Here is a 17,583-nt window from a genome sequence, read left to right as displayed (position 1 = left end):
AGTTGTATAATTCGCTTAGCAATTAAAAAGAAAGAGTGCTAAAAGTGAGTAAAACAAATAAACGTGATTTGATACTAAATTCTATCATCGAGGCTTATTTGCAGGACAATATGCCTATTGGTTCAAATGAGCTTGGCTCTCGTATGAGCGCGGCTATTCCAGCTTCTACGATACGTGTTTATTTTAAAAAGCTTTCAGACGAAGGCGAGATCACCAAGCTTCATATAAGTGGCGGTCGGATACCAACAATCGCTGCGATGAGAAGATATTGGAGTGAAATTTTTACTATAAGTGATATAAATTTGGAGATAAATGATGCCGAAATACTGAAGAAGCTATGCGATGAATTTGAGCTTTACTGTATGATTTTTGGCACAATCGATAATGAATTGCTAGAAATTTTAAATTTAAATGATAGATATATGATCTTAAATTTTGGTGAAGATGAGATCGTTATTAAATTTGATGCTAGGACATATAAATTTTTAAGTAATCTTGCTGGAGTTAGTTTAAACAAGCTTGAGCTTATCTGCTCTCAAGTTGGTTTAAGCGAACTAAAAAGTAAAATAAGAGAGCTTAAAAGGACTAAAATTTACTTCCAAGAAAACGAAATTTTAGCCTTTGATATGTTTAAAGATAGACGTTTTAAGATGGTTTTTGACCCAAGTTTTAGCTTGCAAATGGATGAAAAACTTACATTTTCTCCTATGTTTGATGAAAATTTTATGGGACTTAAATTTAGTACAAACTATCTTGGCAACGAAGCACAGATGATCTGTGCTGGCAGTATTTATACTGACTATGTGAAATTTATAAATCTAATAAAGGAGGCTGCGTGAGCGAAGAGGTAAAAGAGCAAAACCTACCTGAGGTTGAGCCTGTGCAAGAACTAGCTAATGATAGTGTAAATTTGGACGCACTTGGCGATATTTCAAAGGTTGAAAAACTTGAAAAAGAGCTCGGAGAAATAACTGATAAATATTATAGAGCAAATGCTGAGTTTGAAAATATCAAAAAGCGTTATGAAAAAGAGAAAACGGACGTTGCAAACTATGCAAATGAGAAATTTGCTAGGGATTTGCTACCAGTCATCGATGCTCTTGAGATCGCTGCAAATTTTGATCCAGAAGATGATGAATTTGCCAAAAAGATCAAAGAAGGTATTTTGATAACTATAAATCAGTTTAAAAAATGTTTTGAAAAGCATGGCGTAAGAGAGATACCAACTGATATTGAGTTTGATCCAAGCGTGCATAATGCCGTTTTAAAGGTCGATAGCGAAGAGAAGCAGAGTGGTCAGATCGTACAAGCTTTGCAAAAAGGCTATATGATAAATGGTAGGGTTTTGCGCCCAGCTATGGTCAGTGTAGCAAACTAAATTTAAAAAATAAATCTAATAAAGGAAAAATATGTCAAAAGTTATAGGTATAGACTTAGGTACAACAAACTCTTGTGTGAGCGTTTTTGAGCGCGGCGAGAGCAAGGTTATCCCAAATAAAGAGGGTAAAAATACAACTCCATCTGTTGTTGCTTTTACAGACAAAGGTGAAATTCTAGTAGGTGATGTTGCAAAACGTCAAGCAGTTACAAACCCTGAAAAAACGATATATTCTATCAAACGTATCATGGGTTTGATGAGCAATGAAAAAAATGCTGAAGAGGCAAAGGCTCGCTTGCCATATCACGTCGTAGATAGAAATGGCGCTTGCGCGGTTGAGATCGCTGGTAAGGTCTATACTCCGCAAGAAATTTCAGCAAAAATTCTTATCAAACTAAAAGAAGACGCTGAAGCATATCTTGGTGAAAAGGTAACAGATGCGGTTATCACAGTGCCAGCTTACTTTAACGATAGCCAAAGAAAGGCTACAAAAGAGGCTGGAACGATCGCAGGACTAAACGTGCTTCGTATCATCAACGAGCCAACAGCTGCGGCACTTGCTTATGGTCTTGATAAAAAAGAGGCTGAGAAAATTTTAGTTTACGACCTAGGTGGTGGTACATTTGACGTTACAGTGCTTGAAACTGGTGATAATATCGTTGAAGTTTTGGCAACTGGCGGTAACGCATTCTTAGGCGGTGATGACTTTGATAATAAGATAATCGACTGGCTAGTAAGTGAGTTTAAAAACGAAAATGGCATCGATCTAAAAGGCGATATCATGGCGCTTCAACGCTTAAAAGAAGCTGCTGAAAATGCTAAAAAAGAGCTAAGCTCAGCTCAAGAGAGTGAGATAAATTTACCATTTATTACAGCTGATGCGACTGGTCCAAAACACCTTGTTAAAAAGCTAACTCGTGCTAAATTTGAGGGTATGATCGACTCACTTGTGGGAGAGACTATCACTAAGATAAATGAGGTAACAAAAGACGCTGGTTTAAATAAAAGCGACATTAAAGAGGTCGTAATGGTCGGTGGTTCAACTCGTGTACCACTAGTTCAAGAAGAGGTCAAAAAAGCATTTGGTAAAGAGCTAAATAAGAGTGTTAATCCAGATGAAGTCGTAGCTATCGGTGCTGCTATCCAAGGCGCTGTTATAAAAGGCGATGTAAAAGACGTGCTACTTCTTGACGTAACTCCACTTAGCCTTGGTATCGAAACACTTGGTGGCGTAATGACAAAGATCATCGAAAAAGGTACAACCATACCAACTAAGAAAAGCCAAGTTTTCTCAACTGCTGAAGATAATCAAAGTGCCGTTACTATTATGGTTCTACAAGGAGAGCGCGAGTTTGCAAGAGATAATAAATCACTTGGAAATTTCAACCTTGAAGGCATCCCAGCAGCTCCAAGAGGTGTTCCTCAAATAGAAGTTGAGTTTGACATTGACGCAAACGGAATTTTAACCGTTTCAGCAAAAGATAAAGCAACTGGCAAAGCTCAAAATATCACCATCTCTGGATCAAGCGGCTTAAGCGAAGAAGAGATAAACAATATGGTAAAAGATGCTGAGCTTCATAAAGAAGAGGACAAAAAACGTAAAGACGCAGTCGAAGCTAGAAACCAAGCTGATGCACTAGTTCATCAAACTGAAAAGAGTATGAGCGAGCTTGGCGAGAAAGTTCCAGCTGAGGATAGAAGTAACATCGAAGCTGCGCTAAACGATCTAAAAGAGGTCTTAAAAGATGAAAATTCTTCAAAAGAGCAAATCGATGCTAAAGTAGAAGCTCTAAGCAAAGCTAGCCATAAACTAGCAGAAGCTATGTATAAAAAAGATGAAAACGCTGGAGCAAACGGCGGCAACAAAAAAGACGACGACGTCATAGACGCTGAAGTCGAGTAAAACTCCTAGAGCAGGGCACTTGCCTTGCTCTTTTATAAATTTATCTTCATAAATTCTTAAAATTGATTCAAAATAAGCAGTTTAAATAGTTAAAATTTATATAATGCCAAACAAAAAGGCAAAAAATGTATTTATTTTTTTTGATTACTCATTTAATTTGTGCCATTGTATTTATAGGATACGTATTTTTCGATGTTTGCATATATCCGTTTGCTAAAAAAACGGTTGATGCTAAAACCCTTGAAATAGTTAAAAAAGCCTATACAAAAGGCAGTGCAAAAGTTTTTGGCATGGCATTTTTATTGCTTTTAATAAGTGGCGCTTATATGGCAAAAGACTATTTTGGAGGCGAGCTTGGCTGGTGGCAAAGCAACTTTCAAAAGCTACTGCTTATAAAAATTTTTGTTTTACTCGTAATGTGCTTTGTAACTTTTATCTCTGTTTTTAATGTCGTTATTTTAAAAAAGCCTGATCCATTTGGTAAATTTTCACATTTAATAGCTCTAGTACTTTGCCTGATAATGGTCATTTTGGCAAAAGTAATGTGGTGGGCTTAAAGTTTAGCTAGCAAATTTAAGTAAATCGCCAGCTAGAAGTTAAAAATTCTCTAATCGATACTCTTTAACTTGTCTTTATTTAGCCCTTCTTCTATGCGTTTTATCTCTTCACTTCCGTCTCTTACGACGTTTTTGTCAAATTCCAAGTAGTCATTTATCTTTTTTGGATATTCAACGTGACTTAGGATAAATTTAAAGACATTTAGCCTAGCTTCTTTTTTGTTATCGCTTGAGACGATGACCCATGGTGAAATGCTATTGTGAGAGGCAAGAAGCATCGAATATTTAGCGATAGAGTATTGATCCCAAAGTTCTTGCGCTTTTTGATCAACGGGTGAAATTTTAAACTGCTTTAGCGGATCATTTTGTCTCTCTTTGAAGCGTTTTTTCTGCTCATCTTTTGTGATTGAAAGATAAATTTTAAAGAAAATTATGCCGGAGTTTATGATCATCTCTTCAAATTTTGGCACTTCACGTAAAAATTCTTTATGCTCTTCTTGCGTGCAAAAGCCCATCACTGGCTCAACGCCAGCTCTATTGTACCAACTTCTATCAAAGATCACGATCTCTCCAGCACTTGGTAGATGAGTCACATATCTTTGAAAATACCACTGCGTTTTTTCGACATCACTTGGCTTAGCAAGCGCTACTATACGGCAACCTCTTGGATTTAGATGCTCAGTTAGGCGTTTTATCGTTCCTCCTTTGCCGGCTGCGTCGCGCCCTTCCATTAGCATGAGTACTCTAAGGCCTTTTTCTTTTACGTAATTTTGAAATTTTAAAAGTTCAATTTGAAGCAGTCTAAGCTCTTCCTCGTAGCCAAGTTTCTCGCTTTTTTGGTGTTTTTTGTCTTTTGACATCTTTGCTCCTTTAAAATTTCACATATTTTCACGATTTTACAATAAAATAGAATAAATTTAAGAATTTAGACTAAAATCATCTTTTTTAATTTAGCAAGGATTAGTATGTTTTTAAAATTTCTTTTTTCGATTATTTTATTTGCAGGCTCGCTTTTTGCCGAGGTTTTAGATGTTAGCAAAGCCTTTGTTTTAACTCCAAGCGTTGATAGTCAAAATGTTGAAGTGAAGTTTAACTTTGGTGAAAATATCTATCTTTATAAAGAGAGTTTTGAGATTAAGCTAGCTGGCAAAAAGATAAATGAGCTATTAAATTTGCCAAGTAGTGAAAATACGGGAGAATATGAAATTTATCCAAAAGATTTTTCGATTTTTATCCCATTAAATTTAGTAAAAGAAAATCTTTCAAATGGCAAAGCAATACTTGACATTAACTATCAAGGCTGTGCTAAAAACGGCATTTGCTACCGTCCACAAAGCAAAATTTATGAGATAACTGACCAAGCTGGAAAATTTAGTATCACTACTTTTAAAAAAGAGCAAAAAAACGATACCGACAGCCTTGCTGAAGAATTTTCTAGCGAGCAAGATATCGCAAATGGGCTTGGAGATAAAAATTTCTTTATTTCACTTCTTACTTTTTTTGGTTATGGTCTCTTGCTTTCACTAACACCTTGCGTCTTCCCGATGATACCGATACTTTCAAGCATAATCGTCTCAAAAGGTGCTAATTTAAATGCAAAAAAGGGCTTTTTACTATCATTTATCTATGTTGTCGCGATGAGCCTAGCTTATGCACTAGCTGGAGTGGCAGCTAGCCTGCTTGGCTTTGGCATCGCAGGAGCTTTGCAAAATATCTATGTGCTTGGCGCTTTTGCGGCCATTTTTGTCGTTTTAAGCTTTAGTATGTTTGGATTTTATGATATAAAATTGCCAGCAAAATTTGAAAATTTGATAAGTAAAAAATCACAAAATAGCTCAGGCTATGTTGGAATTTTTATTATGGGCTTTGCCTCAGCTCTCATCGTATCGCCTTGTGTAGCAGCACCATTAGCTGGTGCGCTTCTTTATATTGCCCAAAGTGGAAATGTCTTTTATGGTGGCATTATGCTTTTTTCCATGGGGCTTGGCATGGGCGTGCCACTACTTATTATCGGGCTAAGCTCTGGAAAGCTCTTGCCAAAACCTGGTAGTTGGATGGATGAAGTGAAAAAATTCTTTGGTTTTTTAATGCTCATAATGGCGATTTGGATCCTTGCACGTGTGCTTGGAGAATTTTTTGAGCTATTAGGATATGGCATTATAGGCGTTTTTATGGCGGTTTATTTTGGGGCATTTGAAGTAGCAGAACAAAGCTGGGCTAAGTTTAAAAAAGCGTTTTTTATCCTAGTTTTTATATATTCAGTTATGCTAATAGTTGGTTCATTTTTAGGCTCAAAGGAGGCTTTTTCTCCACTTTCTGGACTAAATTTGGTAAAAAGTGATAGTGCGTTAAAATTTAATTCCGTTAAAAATTTAGATGAACTAAATGAGATAATAAAAAACTCAAACAAGCCCGTTCTAGTAGATTTTTATGCTGATTGGTGTGTAAGCTGCAAAGAGATAGAAAAGATCACTTTTAAAGATAGTGATGTTATAGATGCTTTGACAAATTTTACACTTATTCGTATCGATGTAACAAATGGCGGATCACAAAATGATGAGATGCTAAGAAATTTTGGGCTTATTGATCCGCCTGCGCTCTTGTTATTTAATGGTGGCGATGAGCTAAAATTTCTTAGAACTATCGGCTTTATAGATGCTAAAAATTTTCTAGCAAAGCTTGAGAAAATTAAATAATCTTATCCTTGCTGTTACAAAGATCATTTAAGATACACTCATGGCAAAGCGGTTTTTTGGCTTTACAGGTGTAACGTCCAAAGAGCACCATGGCTTGATGAAGCTTACCAAGATCTGTTTTAAAGGCATGGCTAAGATCAGCTTCAGTGGCTTCTGGTGTTTTTGCATGGCTAAGATCAAGTCTGTGCGCCACTCTAAAAACGTGCGTATCAACAGCCATAACATTTGCATTTGTAGCTTCTAAAAGTACGACATGAGCGGTCTTTTGTCCAACTCCAGCAAGCGCTTTTAGCTTCTCTTCATCAAGCGGGATTTCTCCATTATAAAGCTCAACCACGCTGTTTGCCATTTTGATTAAATTTACCGCCTTGTTGTTAAAAAAGCTGCATGAGTTTATTATTAGTTTTAGACTTGCTAAATTTGCGCTAGCTAGCTCAAAAACGTCTTTATAAACCTCAAATAGGGCAGGGGTGATCAAATTTACCCTTTTATCGGTGCACTGAGCTGAGAGCATGACACAGACAAGTAGCTCATATAAATTTCTAAATTTAAGCTCGCTTTTGGCGTCTTTAAACTCTTCTAGAAGTCTTCTTTTTATTTCTAAAATATTTTTTTTTGTTCTCATTTTCGTATTTTACCTTATTTTCTTAAGTTAAATGAAAAGTTATCGCTTTATTTGATATAATCTTGCCCATAAAATCAATTTTTTAAAGGATTTATATGAAAAAATTTTTGTTTCCAGCAGTTTTAAGTTTAGCAGCAGCTGTTACTCTAAATGCAGCAGTAGTTGCAACAGTTGATGGTGATGCTATAAGCGATAGCGATATTTCAAGCCTTTTATCAGCAGCTATGCCAGGATTTGACGCTAGCAAGCTTCAACCAAATGAGAAAAAACGTATAATCGACGATCTAATAAATAGAAAACTTCTTTTAAAAGATGCTAAATCAAGCGGTATCGAAAAAGATGTAGAGTACATCAAAGCTGTAAAAGCAGCACAAGAAGGCATCGCGGTTGAGCTTTATATGAGAAAGCTTTTTGACGGCATAAAAGTAAGTGATAACGAACTAAAAGATTTTTACAATAAAAACAAAGCAAGTATGAACGAGCCAGCTCAAGCAAAAGCAAGGCATATCCTAGTTGAAGATGAAAAAACAGCAAACGACATCATCGCTCAACTTAAAAATTTAAAAGGTGAGGCGCTAACAAAGAAATTTGCAGAGCTAGCAAGCCAAAAATCAATCGACAAAGGCTCAGCAGCACACGGTGGCGAGCTTGGCTGGTTTGGTCAAAGCCAAATGGTAAAACCTTTTGCAGACGCAGCATTTTCAATGGCTAATGGCACAGTTTCAACTAAACCAGTTAAAACTCAGTTTGGCTACCATGTTATCTTAAAAGAAGATGGCAAAGCTGCTGGCACTGTAAGCTTTGAACAAGCAAAAGCAGAGATCGAGCAAGCTGTTAAAATGGAGAAATTCCAAGCCGCTGTTAGACAAAAAAGTGAAGCTCTACGCCAAAAAGCAAAGATAGAATATAAGTAAAATTTGGAGGATAAAATGGGCGTTTTAGATATCGTAAAACCTGGTGTTTTAAGCGGAGATGATGTAACAAAACTTTATGCTTATGCCAAAGAGCAAGGTTTTGCAATACCTGCTGTAAATGTCGTAGGCAGCGACTCAGTAAATGCTGTTTTAGAGGCGGCAAAGGTTGCTAACTCGCCTGTTATCGTTCAGTTTAGTAATGGCGGTGCAGGTTTTTACGCTGGTAAAGCCTGCGAAAACGCTGCCGTTCTTGGTGCGATCGCTGGAGCAAAACATGTTCATTTGCTAGCCAAGGCTTATGGTGTGCCAGTCATTTTACACACTGACCACGCTGCTAGAAAGCTTTTACCTTGGATAGATGAGCTAGTAAAAGCAAGCCATGAGTATAAAAAAACTCACGGTGTGCCGCTTTTTAGCTCTCACATGCTTGATCTTAGCGAAGAGAATATCAACGAAAATTTAAGCACGTGCGAGAAATATCTAAAAGAGCTTAGCGAGCTTGGCATCAGCCTAGAGATCGAGCTAGGCGTAACCGGCGGCGAAGAGGACGGAGTGGATAACACAAGCGTTGATAATGCACTTCTTTACACTCAGCCAGAGGACGTTGCGCTTGCTTATGAAAGACTAAGTAAAATAAGCGATAAATTTAGCATCGCAGCTAGTTTTGGCAACGTTCACGGCGTTTATAAACCGGGCAATGTCGTGCTAAGACCAGAAATTCTTAAAAACTCACAAGCCTATGTCGCTAAGAAATTTAATACAAAAAGCGACAAGCCAGTAAATTTTGTATTTCATGGCGGTAGTGGCAGCGAGCTAAAAGATATCAAAGATGCTGTGAGCTACGGCGTTATCAAGATGAACATTGACACCGATACTCAGTGGGCTTTCTGGGACGGCGTACGCGAGTATGAGGCAAAAAATAGAGCATACTTGCAAGGTCAGATCGGCAACCCAGAGGGCGATGATAAGCCAAATAAAAAATACTACGATCCAAGGAAATGGCTAAGAAGTGGCGAGGAGAGCATGGTTAAGCGTCTTCAGACTGCTTTTAGCGACTTAAACTGCCTAAATAGGAACTAATCCTATGCAAAATCAAAATGATTTTAGTGAGCTAAGCGTACCAAAAGAGCGCCAAGCTCACTCTTTCTTTGTCTTTTTTAAAGTTATCTTTATCCCTTTAGCTATCTACATCTTGGCGATACTAGCGTATCTTGGCGTTATAAATTTTCAGATGAAGCTTCACACCATCGTGATGATGGGCGTTATACTCTTTGTCGCTTTTGTCTTTTCACGCCACAGCGCCTTGGTAGCTTACTCAAATTTCTTAGCAAATGCCAAAGAGTACAAGATAAGGCTAAAAGAATTTATCATTGCTCACCTCTTTGAAATTTCAAGTGTCAAAAAGGCAAATGCTAAATTTGAAGATTTTTTTGAGAGCTATACAAGAAATTTTAGAAATGACAATCTAGCAAACATCGGCCAAGCAGTCTTTCCTATGCTTGGAATTTTGGGTACATTTATTAGTATCGCTATCTCCATGCCAAGCTTTAGCTCAAGCACTGCAAATGGCCTAGAAAAAGAGATCGCTATACTGCTAAATGGCGTGGCTACGGCGTTTTATGTATCAATTTATGGCATATTTTTAGCGCTTTGGTGGATGTTTTTTGAAAAAATCGGCATTAGTAAATTTGAGAAATTTTACAGCGAGCAAAAAGAGCTAAGCCGTGAGTTTTTCTGGCAGGAAAATGAACTAAATGCAAATTTCATGAAAGCAAGTGTAGGCTATTTTAAAGATAGTCAGGACGCTTTTAAAATGGTACTTGACGATAAATTTGTAAAAGAGCTAAGCGAGCAGACAAATGAGAAATTTAACAGCCTAAAAGAGCTTTGCGAGGTTGAGAAAAATATCATAAATCAAAGCAAGGCAGAGCTTAGTGCAAGTCTAAAAATGCTAAATGAAGCTAGCCTAAAACAAGATGAATTTGTAAAAATCCACTCTGATATGCTAAAGGCAGTGAGTGCGTTTTCTAATGCCTTTAAAGATATGGAGGTTAAAATTTTAACCGAGCATGCAAAGCTTGGCGAAATTTTTAGCAAAAATTTAACCGCTACAAAAGAGAGCCAGCTCAAATTTGAGCAGACTATCAAGAGTTTTGATGCCATTTTAAAAGAATTTTCTCTCTCTTTGATGAAAGAGCAAAACGACGCATTAAAGGCATTTAGAGCTTCACTTGTGGAGAGTGCGACGATATTTAAGGCAGCTTATGAGCAAGAGGGTAGGAGCTTGGAACGCGAAAAAGAGCGTGAGAGCCTCATTGCTGAGCTTAAAAAGAACATAGACGAGATCGATAAAGAAGCAAATTCTGTAATAGAAAAAATCGAAAATCTAGTGCAATGAAAATAAACAAAAATAACGAGGATCAATCGAGCTTTTGGGTTTCGTACGCAGACTTGATGGCGGGTCTGCTCTTTGTTTTTATGCTGCTAATCGGCGCTGTCGTCGTAAAATACGTCCTAACTCAAAACACCCTTGAAAATAAAGAGCAAGCCATCATCGCAGCCTTAGCAAATTTAAAAGACGCTCAGGGCAGAAATTTTACACTCGAAGAGCTAAATGACGCCCTAAAAAGTGAGCTTTCAAAGATAAGCGACGAAAATATAAATTTAAAAAAATCAAATGAAATTTTTGTCATCCAAATAGACGCCCTAAAAGAAAAACTAGCTCAGCTTATAGAGCAAAACAAGGACGCAAATGCGAGCATAAAAGAGCTAAATGCTAGCATTTTTGATCTAAATCAAAAGATGATCGTGCTAAATGATGAAATTTCATCAAAAGATAGAGCGCTTAGCGACGCAAACGAAAGCAGTGAGAAAAATTTAGCCAAGATCGCCTTTTTACTCGAGCAAGTGAGCCAAAGAGAGGCTAGATATGACGAGCTTTTAAGGGACTTAAACGTTACTCGTGACAGAGTTAAAAATTTAACTGGTATCAGAGTAAAAGTGATCTCAGCCCTAAAGGATAGGCTGGGATCTAGCATCGAGATCGATCCAAACTCAGGCGCGCTAAAGCTTAGCTCCTCAGTACTTTTTGATAAAGGCAGTGCAGTCTTAAAAGAAGAGGTCAAAGAGGAGCTAAAGGCCACGCTTAGTAAATATTTCGACGTGCTTTTAAATGATAAGGATATCGCGTCAAACATTGATCAAATTATAATCGAAGGCTTTACAGATAGCGACGGAAGCTATATTTATAACCTAGAGCTTTCACAAAAAAGAGCTTACGCTGTGATGGAATTTATAAATTCATTTAGTGACGATACTCGCCTTAAAAAGCTACTTGTCGCAAGTGGGCGAAGCTACAACGAGCTAGTTTTTAAAGACGGAGCCGAGGACAAGGACGCTTCAAGGCGTATCGAGATCAAATTTTCACTCTCAAATAAAGAGGCTATCAACGAGATAGAGAAATTTTTGGAGTTTAAGGGTGATTGATAAAATTCGCTTAAGAGGGCGAGAATTTTGGCTTTTAAGAGATGATCTACTAGGCGAGTTTAATGGCAACAAAGCAAGAAAACTAGAGTATTTTTTAAATGCTGATCTTGGCGGCATAAAAGCCATCGTATCTCACGGCTCAAGCCAGTCAAATGCGATGTATAGTCTAAGCCTTTTTGCTAAGATAAAGGGACTTAAATTTTACTACGTCGTCTCTCATCTAAACTCAAATTTAGAGCAAAATCCAGTTGGAAATTTCAAATTTGCACTTGAAAATGGTATGGAAATTTTTGTAAAAGAGGAACGTGAGAAATTTGCTAAAGAGTTAGCAAAGAGCCAAAATGCGCTCTTTATAAATGAGGGCGTGGCGCAGAGCGAGGCTGAGCTTGGCTTTATCACGCAGGCAAGTGAGATAAATGAGTGGAGCAAAAAAAGTAGCATAAAGCCTGATATTTTCTTGCCATCAGGCACAGGTACAAGCGCATGCTATCTGGCAAAGCACACCGATCTTAGGGTTTTTACAGCTCCTTGCGTGGGGGACAGCGACTATCTAAAAAAGCAAATTTATGAGCTAGACAAAAATAGTAAAGTGCAAATTTTAAATCCGCCAAAGAAGTATCATTTTGGGAATTTATACCCAGAGCTTTATGAAATTTGGCTAGAGGTTTGCAAAAGTGGCGTGGAATTTGACCTAGTGTATGACCCTGTTGGCTTTATCACGCTTTTTGCAAATTTAGATAAGCTTGGAGCTGAAATTTTATATATCCACCAGGGCGGAATTTTAGGTAACATTACACAAAGACAAAGATATGAGAGAAAATTAAAATTAAAGGAGCATAAATGAAATTTTTTCATAGTAGTGACGCTGATTTTGAGAGTAAATTTTTACAGCTTGTTAAACGAAGTGATAATGATATGAGCGCTGTAATGCCAGTGGTTGCTGGAATAATAGATGAGATAAGAAAAGATGGCGATAGTGCACTTTTTGCGCAGATAAGTAAATTTGATAAATTTAGCGTTACAAGTAAAAACGACATAATAATCGACGTAAAAGAGATGGAGGCTGCCTATAATTCGCTAGACAATGCTTTGAGAGTAGCTTTAAATTTAGCTCACGATAGGATAAAAAGCTATCATGAGCGAACAAAGCCAAGTGACTGGACATATAAAGATGAGCATGACATCTTGCTTGGTGCAAAATACACAGCGGTTGATCGTGCAGGCCTTTATATCCCAGGTGGCAAAGCGGCTTATCCTAGCTCGCTTCTTATGAATGCGATCCCAGCGATCGTAGCTGGCGTAAAAGAGATCGTAGTGTGCACTCCAGCGCCAAATGGCAAGGTAAATACCTTGCTTCTTGCTGCAATGCACCTTTGTGGTATAAAGACAGCCTTTAAAATAGGCGGCGCAAGCGCGATCGCAGCGATGGCATACGGAACCGAAACGGTGCCAAAGGTCGATGTCATCACAGGACCTGGCAATATCTACGTAGCGACTGCTAAAAAGCTAGTTTATGGCGACGTAAATATTGACATGATCGCTGGTCCAAGCGAGATAGGCGTCATCGCTGATGATAGTGCCGATCCTCGCCACATAGCTATCGATATGCTCTCACAAGCCGAGCACGACGAGATCGCAAGTGCCTTTTTGATAACGCCAGTAGAAGCTTTCGCAAGAGCGGTGCAAAGACACATTGAAGATGAGCTAAAGACACTAAAACGTGAGCCGATCGCAAGTGCAAGCATAAGAAATAAAGCTGCAATAATAGTGGCAAAAGATCTAAAAGAGTGTTTTGCTCTCATGAATGAGCTTGCTGTTGAACACCTAGAGATCGCTACAAATGATGCTTTAAGTTATATAGATGATGTGACTCATGCGGGCGCTATATTTTTTGGACACTTTACACCTGAAGCGATGGGAGATTATATTGCTGGACCAAATCACACATTGCCAACTGGCGGAAGTGCAAGATTTTACTCGCCACTTGGAGTTGAAAATTTCATGAAGCGAAGTTCGATCATTTCAGTAAGTAAAAAAGGTATCATGCATCTTGGCAAATCGTGCATGCAGCTAGCTGAAGCTGAAGGACTAACCGCTCATAAAAAATCAGTCGCAGTGAGGCTAGAAGAGTAAAGAAAAATGGATTTTATAGAGATTTTGCAACTTTTTATAGAATTTATAGTAGAATCCATAGCGAATTATTAAAAAGGAGTTGTTATGAAGTTAGGAACTTATACTGCAAACCAGGCTTCAGGAAACTATTATTTAGATCAAGCAAAAAATAGCGAGAAGAAAGCGCTAAATGCTATCTCTGCAAATAGCGAGATCAAAGCATCAGGTGCAAATTTGCAAATCGCAGAGAGTTTGCTGTCACAAACAAATGTCTTGAACGAAGGTTTGGCAAATGCAAACGATATGATTGGAATACTTCAAATCGCTGACTCAACACTTTTAAATTTAAGTAAAAGCACAGATAGAATAGGTGAGCTTTCAAGTAAACTTACAAATCCTACTCTTTCAGCAAATGAGCAAAAAGGCATAAAGAGCGAAATCAACGCACTAAGAAATGCCATGAATGATAGCGTAAAAGAGGCTAAATTTAACGGTAAAAACGTATTTGATGCTGAGCTTGGATTTTTTACAGGCGAGAGTACAAAAAATATAAATTTGGGCACAAATGCTCTTTTAAATGTAAAAGATAACGGCTCAAATACAGGTGAAATTTTAAAAAATATAAATTCACTTCGCTCAGAGATCGGATCAACACAAAATGCTGTATTTAGAGGCATAAATGCTCTAGCCGCAAGGAGCGTGGCAAATGCTAATAGTGTAGAAAATCTTGATAGCAGCGATATCGCAAAGAGCTTGGAAGAAAATTTACAATCAAATTTAAAACTTCATGCTGCGAGCTTAGCCAAAGCTCATGATACTACGAGCTTAGCTGCAAAACTAGATAAACTTCTAGCTGAATAAATTTTTACCGGTCTTGCGCCGGTAAAATACTTTTTATCTAACTTTATTCTTTAAAAAAATATTAAGTTTTTGTATTTTTATTTTTAGGCCGATATAATGGCTAAATGAGGGCTGAATCCAGCCTTTCAATAATAAAATCAATGTAGATTGTTAGTGAAATTTGTTGCTAAAAAATTTTTAAATTTTATAAAGCTAAAGAAAAAGTCTTAAGGAAAATATCCCAAAAAAGGGGCTTTTAGCCCTCAATGTAGTTTTTAAGTTTTCTACCAACTTTTGGGTGTTTTAGTTTTTTGATAGCTGAGCTTTCTATCTGGCGAACACGCTCGCGAGTGACATTTAGGGCCTTGCCGATCTCTTCAAGTGTGCGGTCGCTCTCATCTTCAAGCAAGCCAAATCTCATCGAAATAACCGCTTTTTCGCGCTCATTTAGCTGCGAAAGTACGTCATCTATCTGCTCTCTAAGGTCACTTTTTAAAATTTGCTCTATCGGAGAAAGAGAGCTTTTATCCTCTACAAAATCTCCAAATTTTCCATCTTCTTCGTTTGCGATAGGAGCTTCAAGACTGATCGGCTCTTTTGTGATCTTGATAACTTGCTTTACCTTATCAACGCTTAGCCCAACCTCTTTTGCAATAATGCTTACATCAGGCTCTTTCCCCTCTTCTTGGAGGTATTTGCGGTTGATTTTATTGATACGATTTATCGTTTCTATCATGTGGATAGGTATCCTAATCGTCCTTGCCTGATCGGCGATCGCACGCGAGATAGCCTGGCGGATCCACCATGTGGCATAGGTTGAAAATTTATAGCCTTTTCTGTATTCAAATTTATCAACCGCCTTCATAAGGCCAATGTTACCCTCTTGGATGAGATCTAAAAATGGTAAGCCCCTATTTGTATAGCGTTTCGCGATACTTACAACTAGACGGAGGTTCGACTTGGCCATTCTAGCTTTTGCCTCGTCAGAAATTTTCTTTCCACGTTTGATCTGCTCTAAAATTTCTTTTAGTCTTGCTGGCTCAAGATCAAAGCCTTGCTTGCTCGCCTCTTTTGTAGTAAATAGCTTTTTGATCTCGACATAAGTTGATACCATTGTGGCTTCTGGCACGCGAGCCGCGATCTCTTCTTTGCTAAGTTTGATGATATCTTTTAAGATACTTTTGTGATTTTTCTTAAGCTCGTCGCTAAACATCGGTAAGCGATACTCCAAGCGCTTTAGCTCTCTATCAAATTCATCGTCGCTTTTTAGAGCTGTCTCCATTGATTTTACGATCTCGCTAATTAGCTTGCTTGTTGGTCCAAGATCCATTAGCTTCTCTTTTAAAATTTTCTTTTTAAATGCAAGCGTCATCTTTGAAGCTGTGTCATCGCTCTCAACTTTATCTTGTTTGTTTGCGGTCTTTAGCCACTCTTTTTTTGCCTTTTCGAGGGCCTTGAAACTCTCTATAACTTTTTCAGCGCGCTTATCGTTTTTAGCTGATTTTTTAGGAGCTTCGTTTTCTTCGTTCTCTTCATCTTCGTCGTCTATATCGTCTTCGTTATCTTCATTTTCTTCGTTTTCACTCTCGTCTTCAAAGCTCTTAAAAAGCTCTTTTACACGGCGCTCCCTATTGATTAGTGGCTCTTTATAATCAAGTATGAAGTCAATCAAAAATGGCACTGAACAAAATGCATCGATAATGATATCTTCGCCAAGCTCGATTCTTTTGCTGATCTCTACCTCTTCATCTTTTGTAAGAAGCGCGATCTGACCCATCTCTCTTAGATACATCCTTACAGGACTATCTGATCTTGACCACTCTAAAAGGTCACTTTCGCCTGAAAGATCGAGATCCTCATCGATATCTTGATCGCTCTTTTGAGCGTTTTCTTGGCGCTTTTTAGCATCAGCTAAATTTCTAAGCTTTGCAGCCTCAGCAGATGTGATGAGCTTGACTTTATTTGTTTTTGCTAGTTGTTCTATCTTTTTTACTATCGTGGCAGTTGGAGCTTTGTCTAATAATTTTACTAATTTTTCGTATGTCAAAAAGCCTTTTGCATTTTCAGCAAAAAGCTCTTCTATTTGAGAAAAAGAGTCTTTTGCGGCGCTCATAAATTTCCTTTCGAATCGTCTAATTGTGATTTAAGTGTTGTTTAAAAGAAAGTGGATTATACCCAAATTTTGTAAATGTGTATAAAAACAAAGTTGGAACGATGATTGCTTAGTAGCTATAAAAATCAAATTTTGATTAGGAAAATTTATGCAAAATGGTTATTATCAAGCCACTGCTGGTATGGTAACACAGTTTAACAGATTAAACGTTATCTCAAACAACCTTGCAAATGTAAATACGATCGGCTACAAGCGAAACGATGTGGTCATCGGTGACTTTGCAAGAATTTTTAAAGAGACGCAAGATGAGCTTCCGCTTAAAAATCACACAAAAGATGGAGCTAAATTTCTAAATAGAACGCTTGATCGCGTACCACAAGTGAGCGAAGAGTACACCGACTTTAGTGCCGGTGGCTTTAAATACAGCTCAAACACGCTTGACTTTGCGATAAAAAGAGATGACGCATTTTTCTTAGTTGATACCCCAAATGGCGTAAAACTTAGCAAAAATGGCTCTTTTAGTCTTGATGGCGACGGCTACATCGTCACAAAAGAGGGCTATAAAGTTTTGCCAAGCGGCTACGAGGCACAAAATCCTGATCAAAGAGGTATCCAAGTACCACAAGGAGAGGTGCTAACTGCTGATAAAAATGGAAATTTATACTCAAATAACAATCAATTTTCTAAATTTTTTATCGCTCAGCCAAGAGAGATAAGAGATCTAAAAAAGGTTGGAGATAATCTCTTTGAGAGTAGGAATTTTGACGACATAAATGAGCTTGATGAGGCTGATAGCGTAATGCAAGGATATGCTCAGATGTCAAACGTAAACCCAGTTTTAGAAATGGTTGGTCTAATAGAAACCCAGCGCCTAGTTGATATGTATCAAAAGGTTATGACAAGCCACATGAACGATCTTAACCAAGATGCTGTTCAAAAACTAGCTCTAAAAGCTTAAT

The 17,583-nt window shown here is 37.8% G+C and carries 16 protein-coding genes; 13 read left to right on the top strand and 3 right to left on the bottom strand.

The genetic code is table 11. From position 1 onward, the window contains the following. Positions 1-44 precede the first annotated feature (44 nt). From F3G66_RS00455 to F3G66_RS00440, 4 genes are all read left to right on the top strand, one after another. Positions 45-839, top strand: coding sequence for an HrcA family transcriptional regulator (locus F3G66_RS00455; RefSeq protein ID WP_149706785.1), 795 nt, complete (start codon positions 45-47; stop codon positions 837-839). Continuing rightward, positions 836-1,378 carry a nucleotide exchange factor GrpE gene (gene grpE, locus F3G66_RS00450; protein WP_149706784.1) on the top strand — a complete coding sequence of 181 codons (543 nt, stop codon included), beginning with the start codon at positions 836-838 and terminating at the stop codon, positions 1,376-1,378. The genes F3G66_RS00455 and grpE overlap by 4 nt, the downstream gene beginning before the upstream one ends. A gap of 31 nt (positions 1,379-1,409) precedes the next feature. Continuing rightward, positions 1,410-3,281 carry a molecular chaperone DnaK gene (gene dnaK / locus F3G66_RS00445; protein WP_149706783.1) on the top strand — a complete coding sequence of 624 codons (1,872 nt, stop codon included), beginning with the start codon at positions 1,410-1,412 and terminating at the stop codon, positions 3,279-3,281. Positions 3,282-3,406: 125 nt separating this feature from the next. Further along, the gene (locus F3G66_RS00440) at positions 3,407-3,838 is read left to right on the top strand and encodes a trehalose-6-phosphate synthase (protein ID WP_149706782.1); all 432 of its coding nucleotides are present in this window, start codon (positions 3,407-3,409) and stop codon (positions 3,836-3,838) included. Positions 3,839-3,888: 50 nt separating this feature from the next. Here F3G66_RS00440 and ppk2 read toward each other — a convergent pair whose 3' ends face one another. Then, positions 3,889-4,698: a polyphosphate kinase 2 gene (gene ppk2, locus F3G66_RS00435; RefSeq protein WP_021091543.1), complete on the bottom strand. Its 810-nt coding sequence runs from the start codon at positions 4,696-4,698 to the stop codon at positions 3,889-3,891. 105 nt (positions 4,699-4,803) lie between these two features. On the opposite strand from ppk2, the gene dsbD reads away from it, so the two are divergent. Continuing rightward, positions 4,804-6,534, top strand: a complete 1,731-nt coding sequence (gene dsbD, locus F3G66_RS00430) for a protein-disulfide reductase DsbD (protein ID WP_149706781.1) — start codon at positions 4,804-4,806, stop codon at positions 6,532-6,534. Here dsbD and nth read toward each other — a convergent pair. Beyond that, on the bottom strand, positions 6,527-7,159 hold the full coding sequence (gene nth / locus F3G66_RS00425; RefSeq protein WP_149706780.1) for an endonuclease III: 633 nt from the start codon (positions 7,157-7,159) through the stop codon (positions 6,527-6,529). The genes dsbD and nth overlap by 8 nt on opposite strands. Positions 7,160-7,254: 95 nt before the next feature. On the opposite strand from nth, the gene F3G66_RS00420 reads away from it, so the two are divergent. The 7 genes from F3G66_RS00420 to F3G66_RS00390 all read left to right on the top strand — a co-directional run bounded on the left by F3G66_RS00420 (position 7,255) and on the right by F3G66_RS00390 (position 14,532). Next, positions 7,255-8,073, top strand: a complete 819-nt coding sequence (locus F3G66_RS00420; protein WP_149706779.1) for a peptidylprolyl isomerase — start codon at positions 7,255-7,257, stop codon at positions 8,071-8,073. 15 nt (positions 8,074-8,088) lie between these two features. Then, positions 8,089-9,153 carry a class II fructose-bisphosphate aldolase gene (fbaA, locus tag F3G66_RS00415; protein WP_103589546.1) on the top strand — a complete coding sequence of 355 codons (1,065 nt, stop codon included), beginning with the start codon at positions 8,089-8,091 and terminating at the stop codon, positions 9,151-9,153. 4 nt (positions 9,154-9,157) lie between these two features. Then, positions 9,158-10,471, top strand: a complete 1,314-nt coding sequence (locus F3G66_RS00410; RefSeq protein ID WP_149706778.1) for a MotA/TolQ/ExbB proton channel family protein — start codon at positions 9,158-9,160, stop codon at positions 10,469-10,471. Beyond that, positions 10,468-11,559 (top strand): OmpA family protein, encoded by a 1,092-nt coding sequence (locus tag F3G66_RS00405; RefSeq protein ID WP_149706777.1) that lies wholly within the window; start codon positions 10,468-10,470, stop codon positions 11,557-11,559. The genes F3G66_RS00410 and F3G66_RS00405 overlap by 4 nt, the downstream gene beginning before the upstream one ends. Beyond that, the gene (locus F3G66_RS00400; RefSeq protein WP_149706776.1) at positions 11,552-12,403 is read left to right on the top strand and encodes a pyridoxal-phosphate dependent enzyme; all 852 of its coding nucleotides are present in this window, start codon (positions 11,552-11,554) and stop codon (positions 12,401-12,403) included. Before F3G66_RS00405 ends, F3G66_RS00400 begins: the two co-directional genes overlap by 8 nt. Next, positions 12,400-13,692, top strand: a complete 1,293-nt coding sequence (hisD, locus tag F3G66_RS00395) for a histidinol dehydrogenase (RefSeq protein WP_149706775.1) — start codon at positions 12,400-12,402, stop codon at positions 13,690-13,692. Before F3G66_RS00400 ends, hisD begins: the two co-directional genes overlap by 4 nt. 84 nt (positions 13,693-13,776) lie before the next feature. Continuing rightward, on the top strand, positions 13,777-14,532 hold the full coding sequence (locus F3G66_RS00390) for a flagellin (RefSeq protein ID WP_188115805.1): 756 nt from the start codon (positions 13,777-13,779) through the stop codon (positions 14,530-14,532). Between the two features lie 235 nt (positions 14,533-14,767). On the opposite strand, the gene rpoD is transcribed toward F3G66_RS00390, so the two are convergent. After that, on the bottom strand, positions 14,768-16,624 hold the full coding sequence (gene rpoD / locus F3G66_RS00385) for an RNA polymerase sigma factor RpoD (RefSeq protein WP_149706774.1): 1,857 nt from the start codon (positions 16,622-16,624) through the stop codon (positions 14,768-14,770). A 148-nt stretch (positions 16,625-16,772) separates the two neighbouring features. On the opposite strand from rpoD, the gene F3G66_RS00380 reads away from it, so the two are divergent. Continuing rightward, positions 16,773-17,582, top strand: a complete 810-nt coding sequence (locus tag F3G66_RS00380) for a flagellar hook-basal body protein (RefSeq protein WP_149706773.1) — start codon at positions 16,773-16,775, stop codon at positions 17,580-17,582. Position 17,583: the final 1 nt, after the last annotated feature.

The organism is Campylobacter concisus (genome assembly GCF_902460665.1).
Taxonomy (GTDB): Bacteria; Campylobacterota; Campylobacteria; order Campylobacterales; family Campylobacteraceae; genus Campylobacter_A; species Campylobacter_A concisus_AL.
This window is presented reverse-complemented; position numbering and strand designations above follow the sequence as displayed.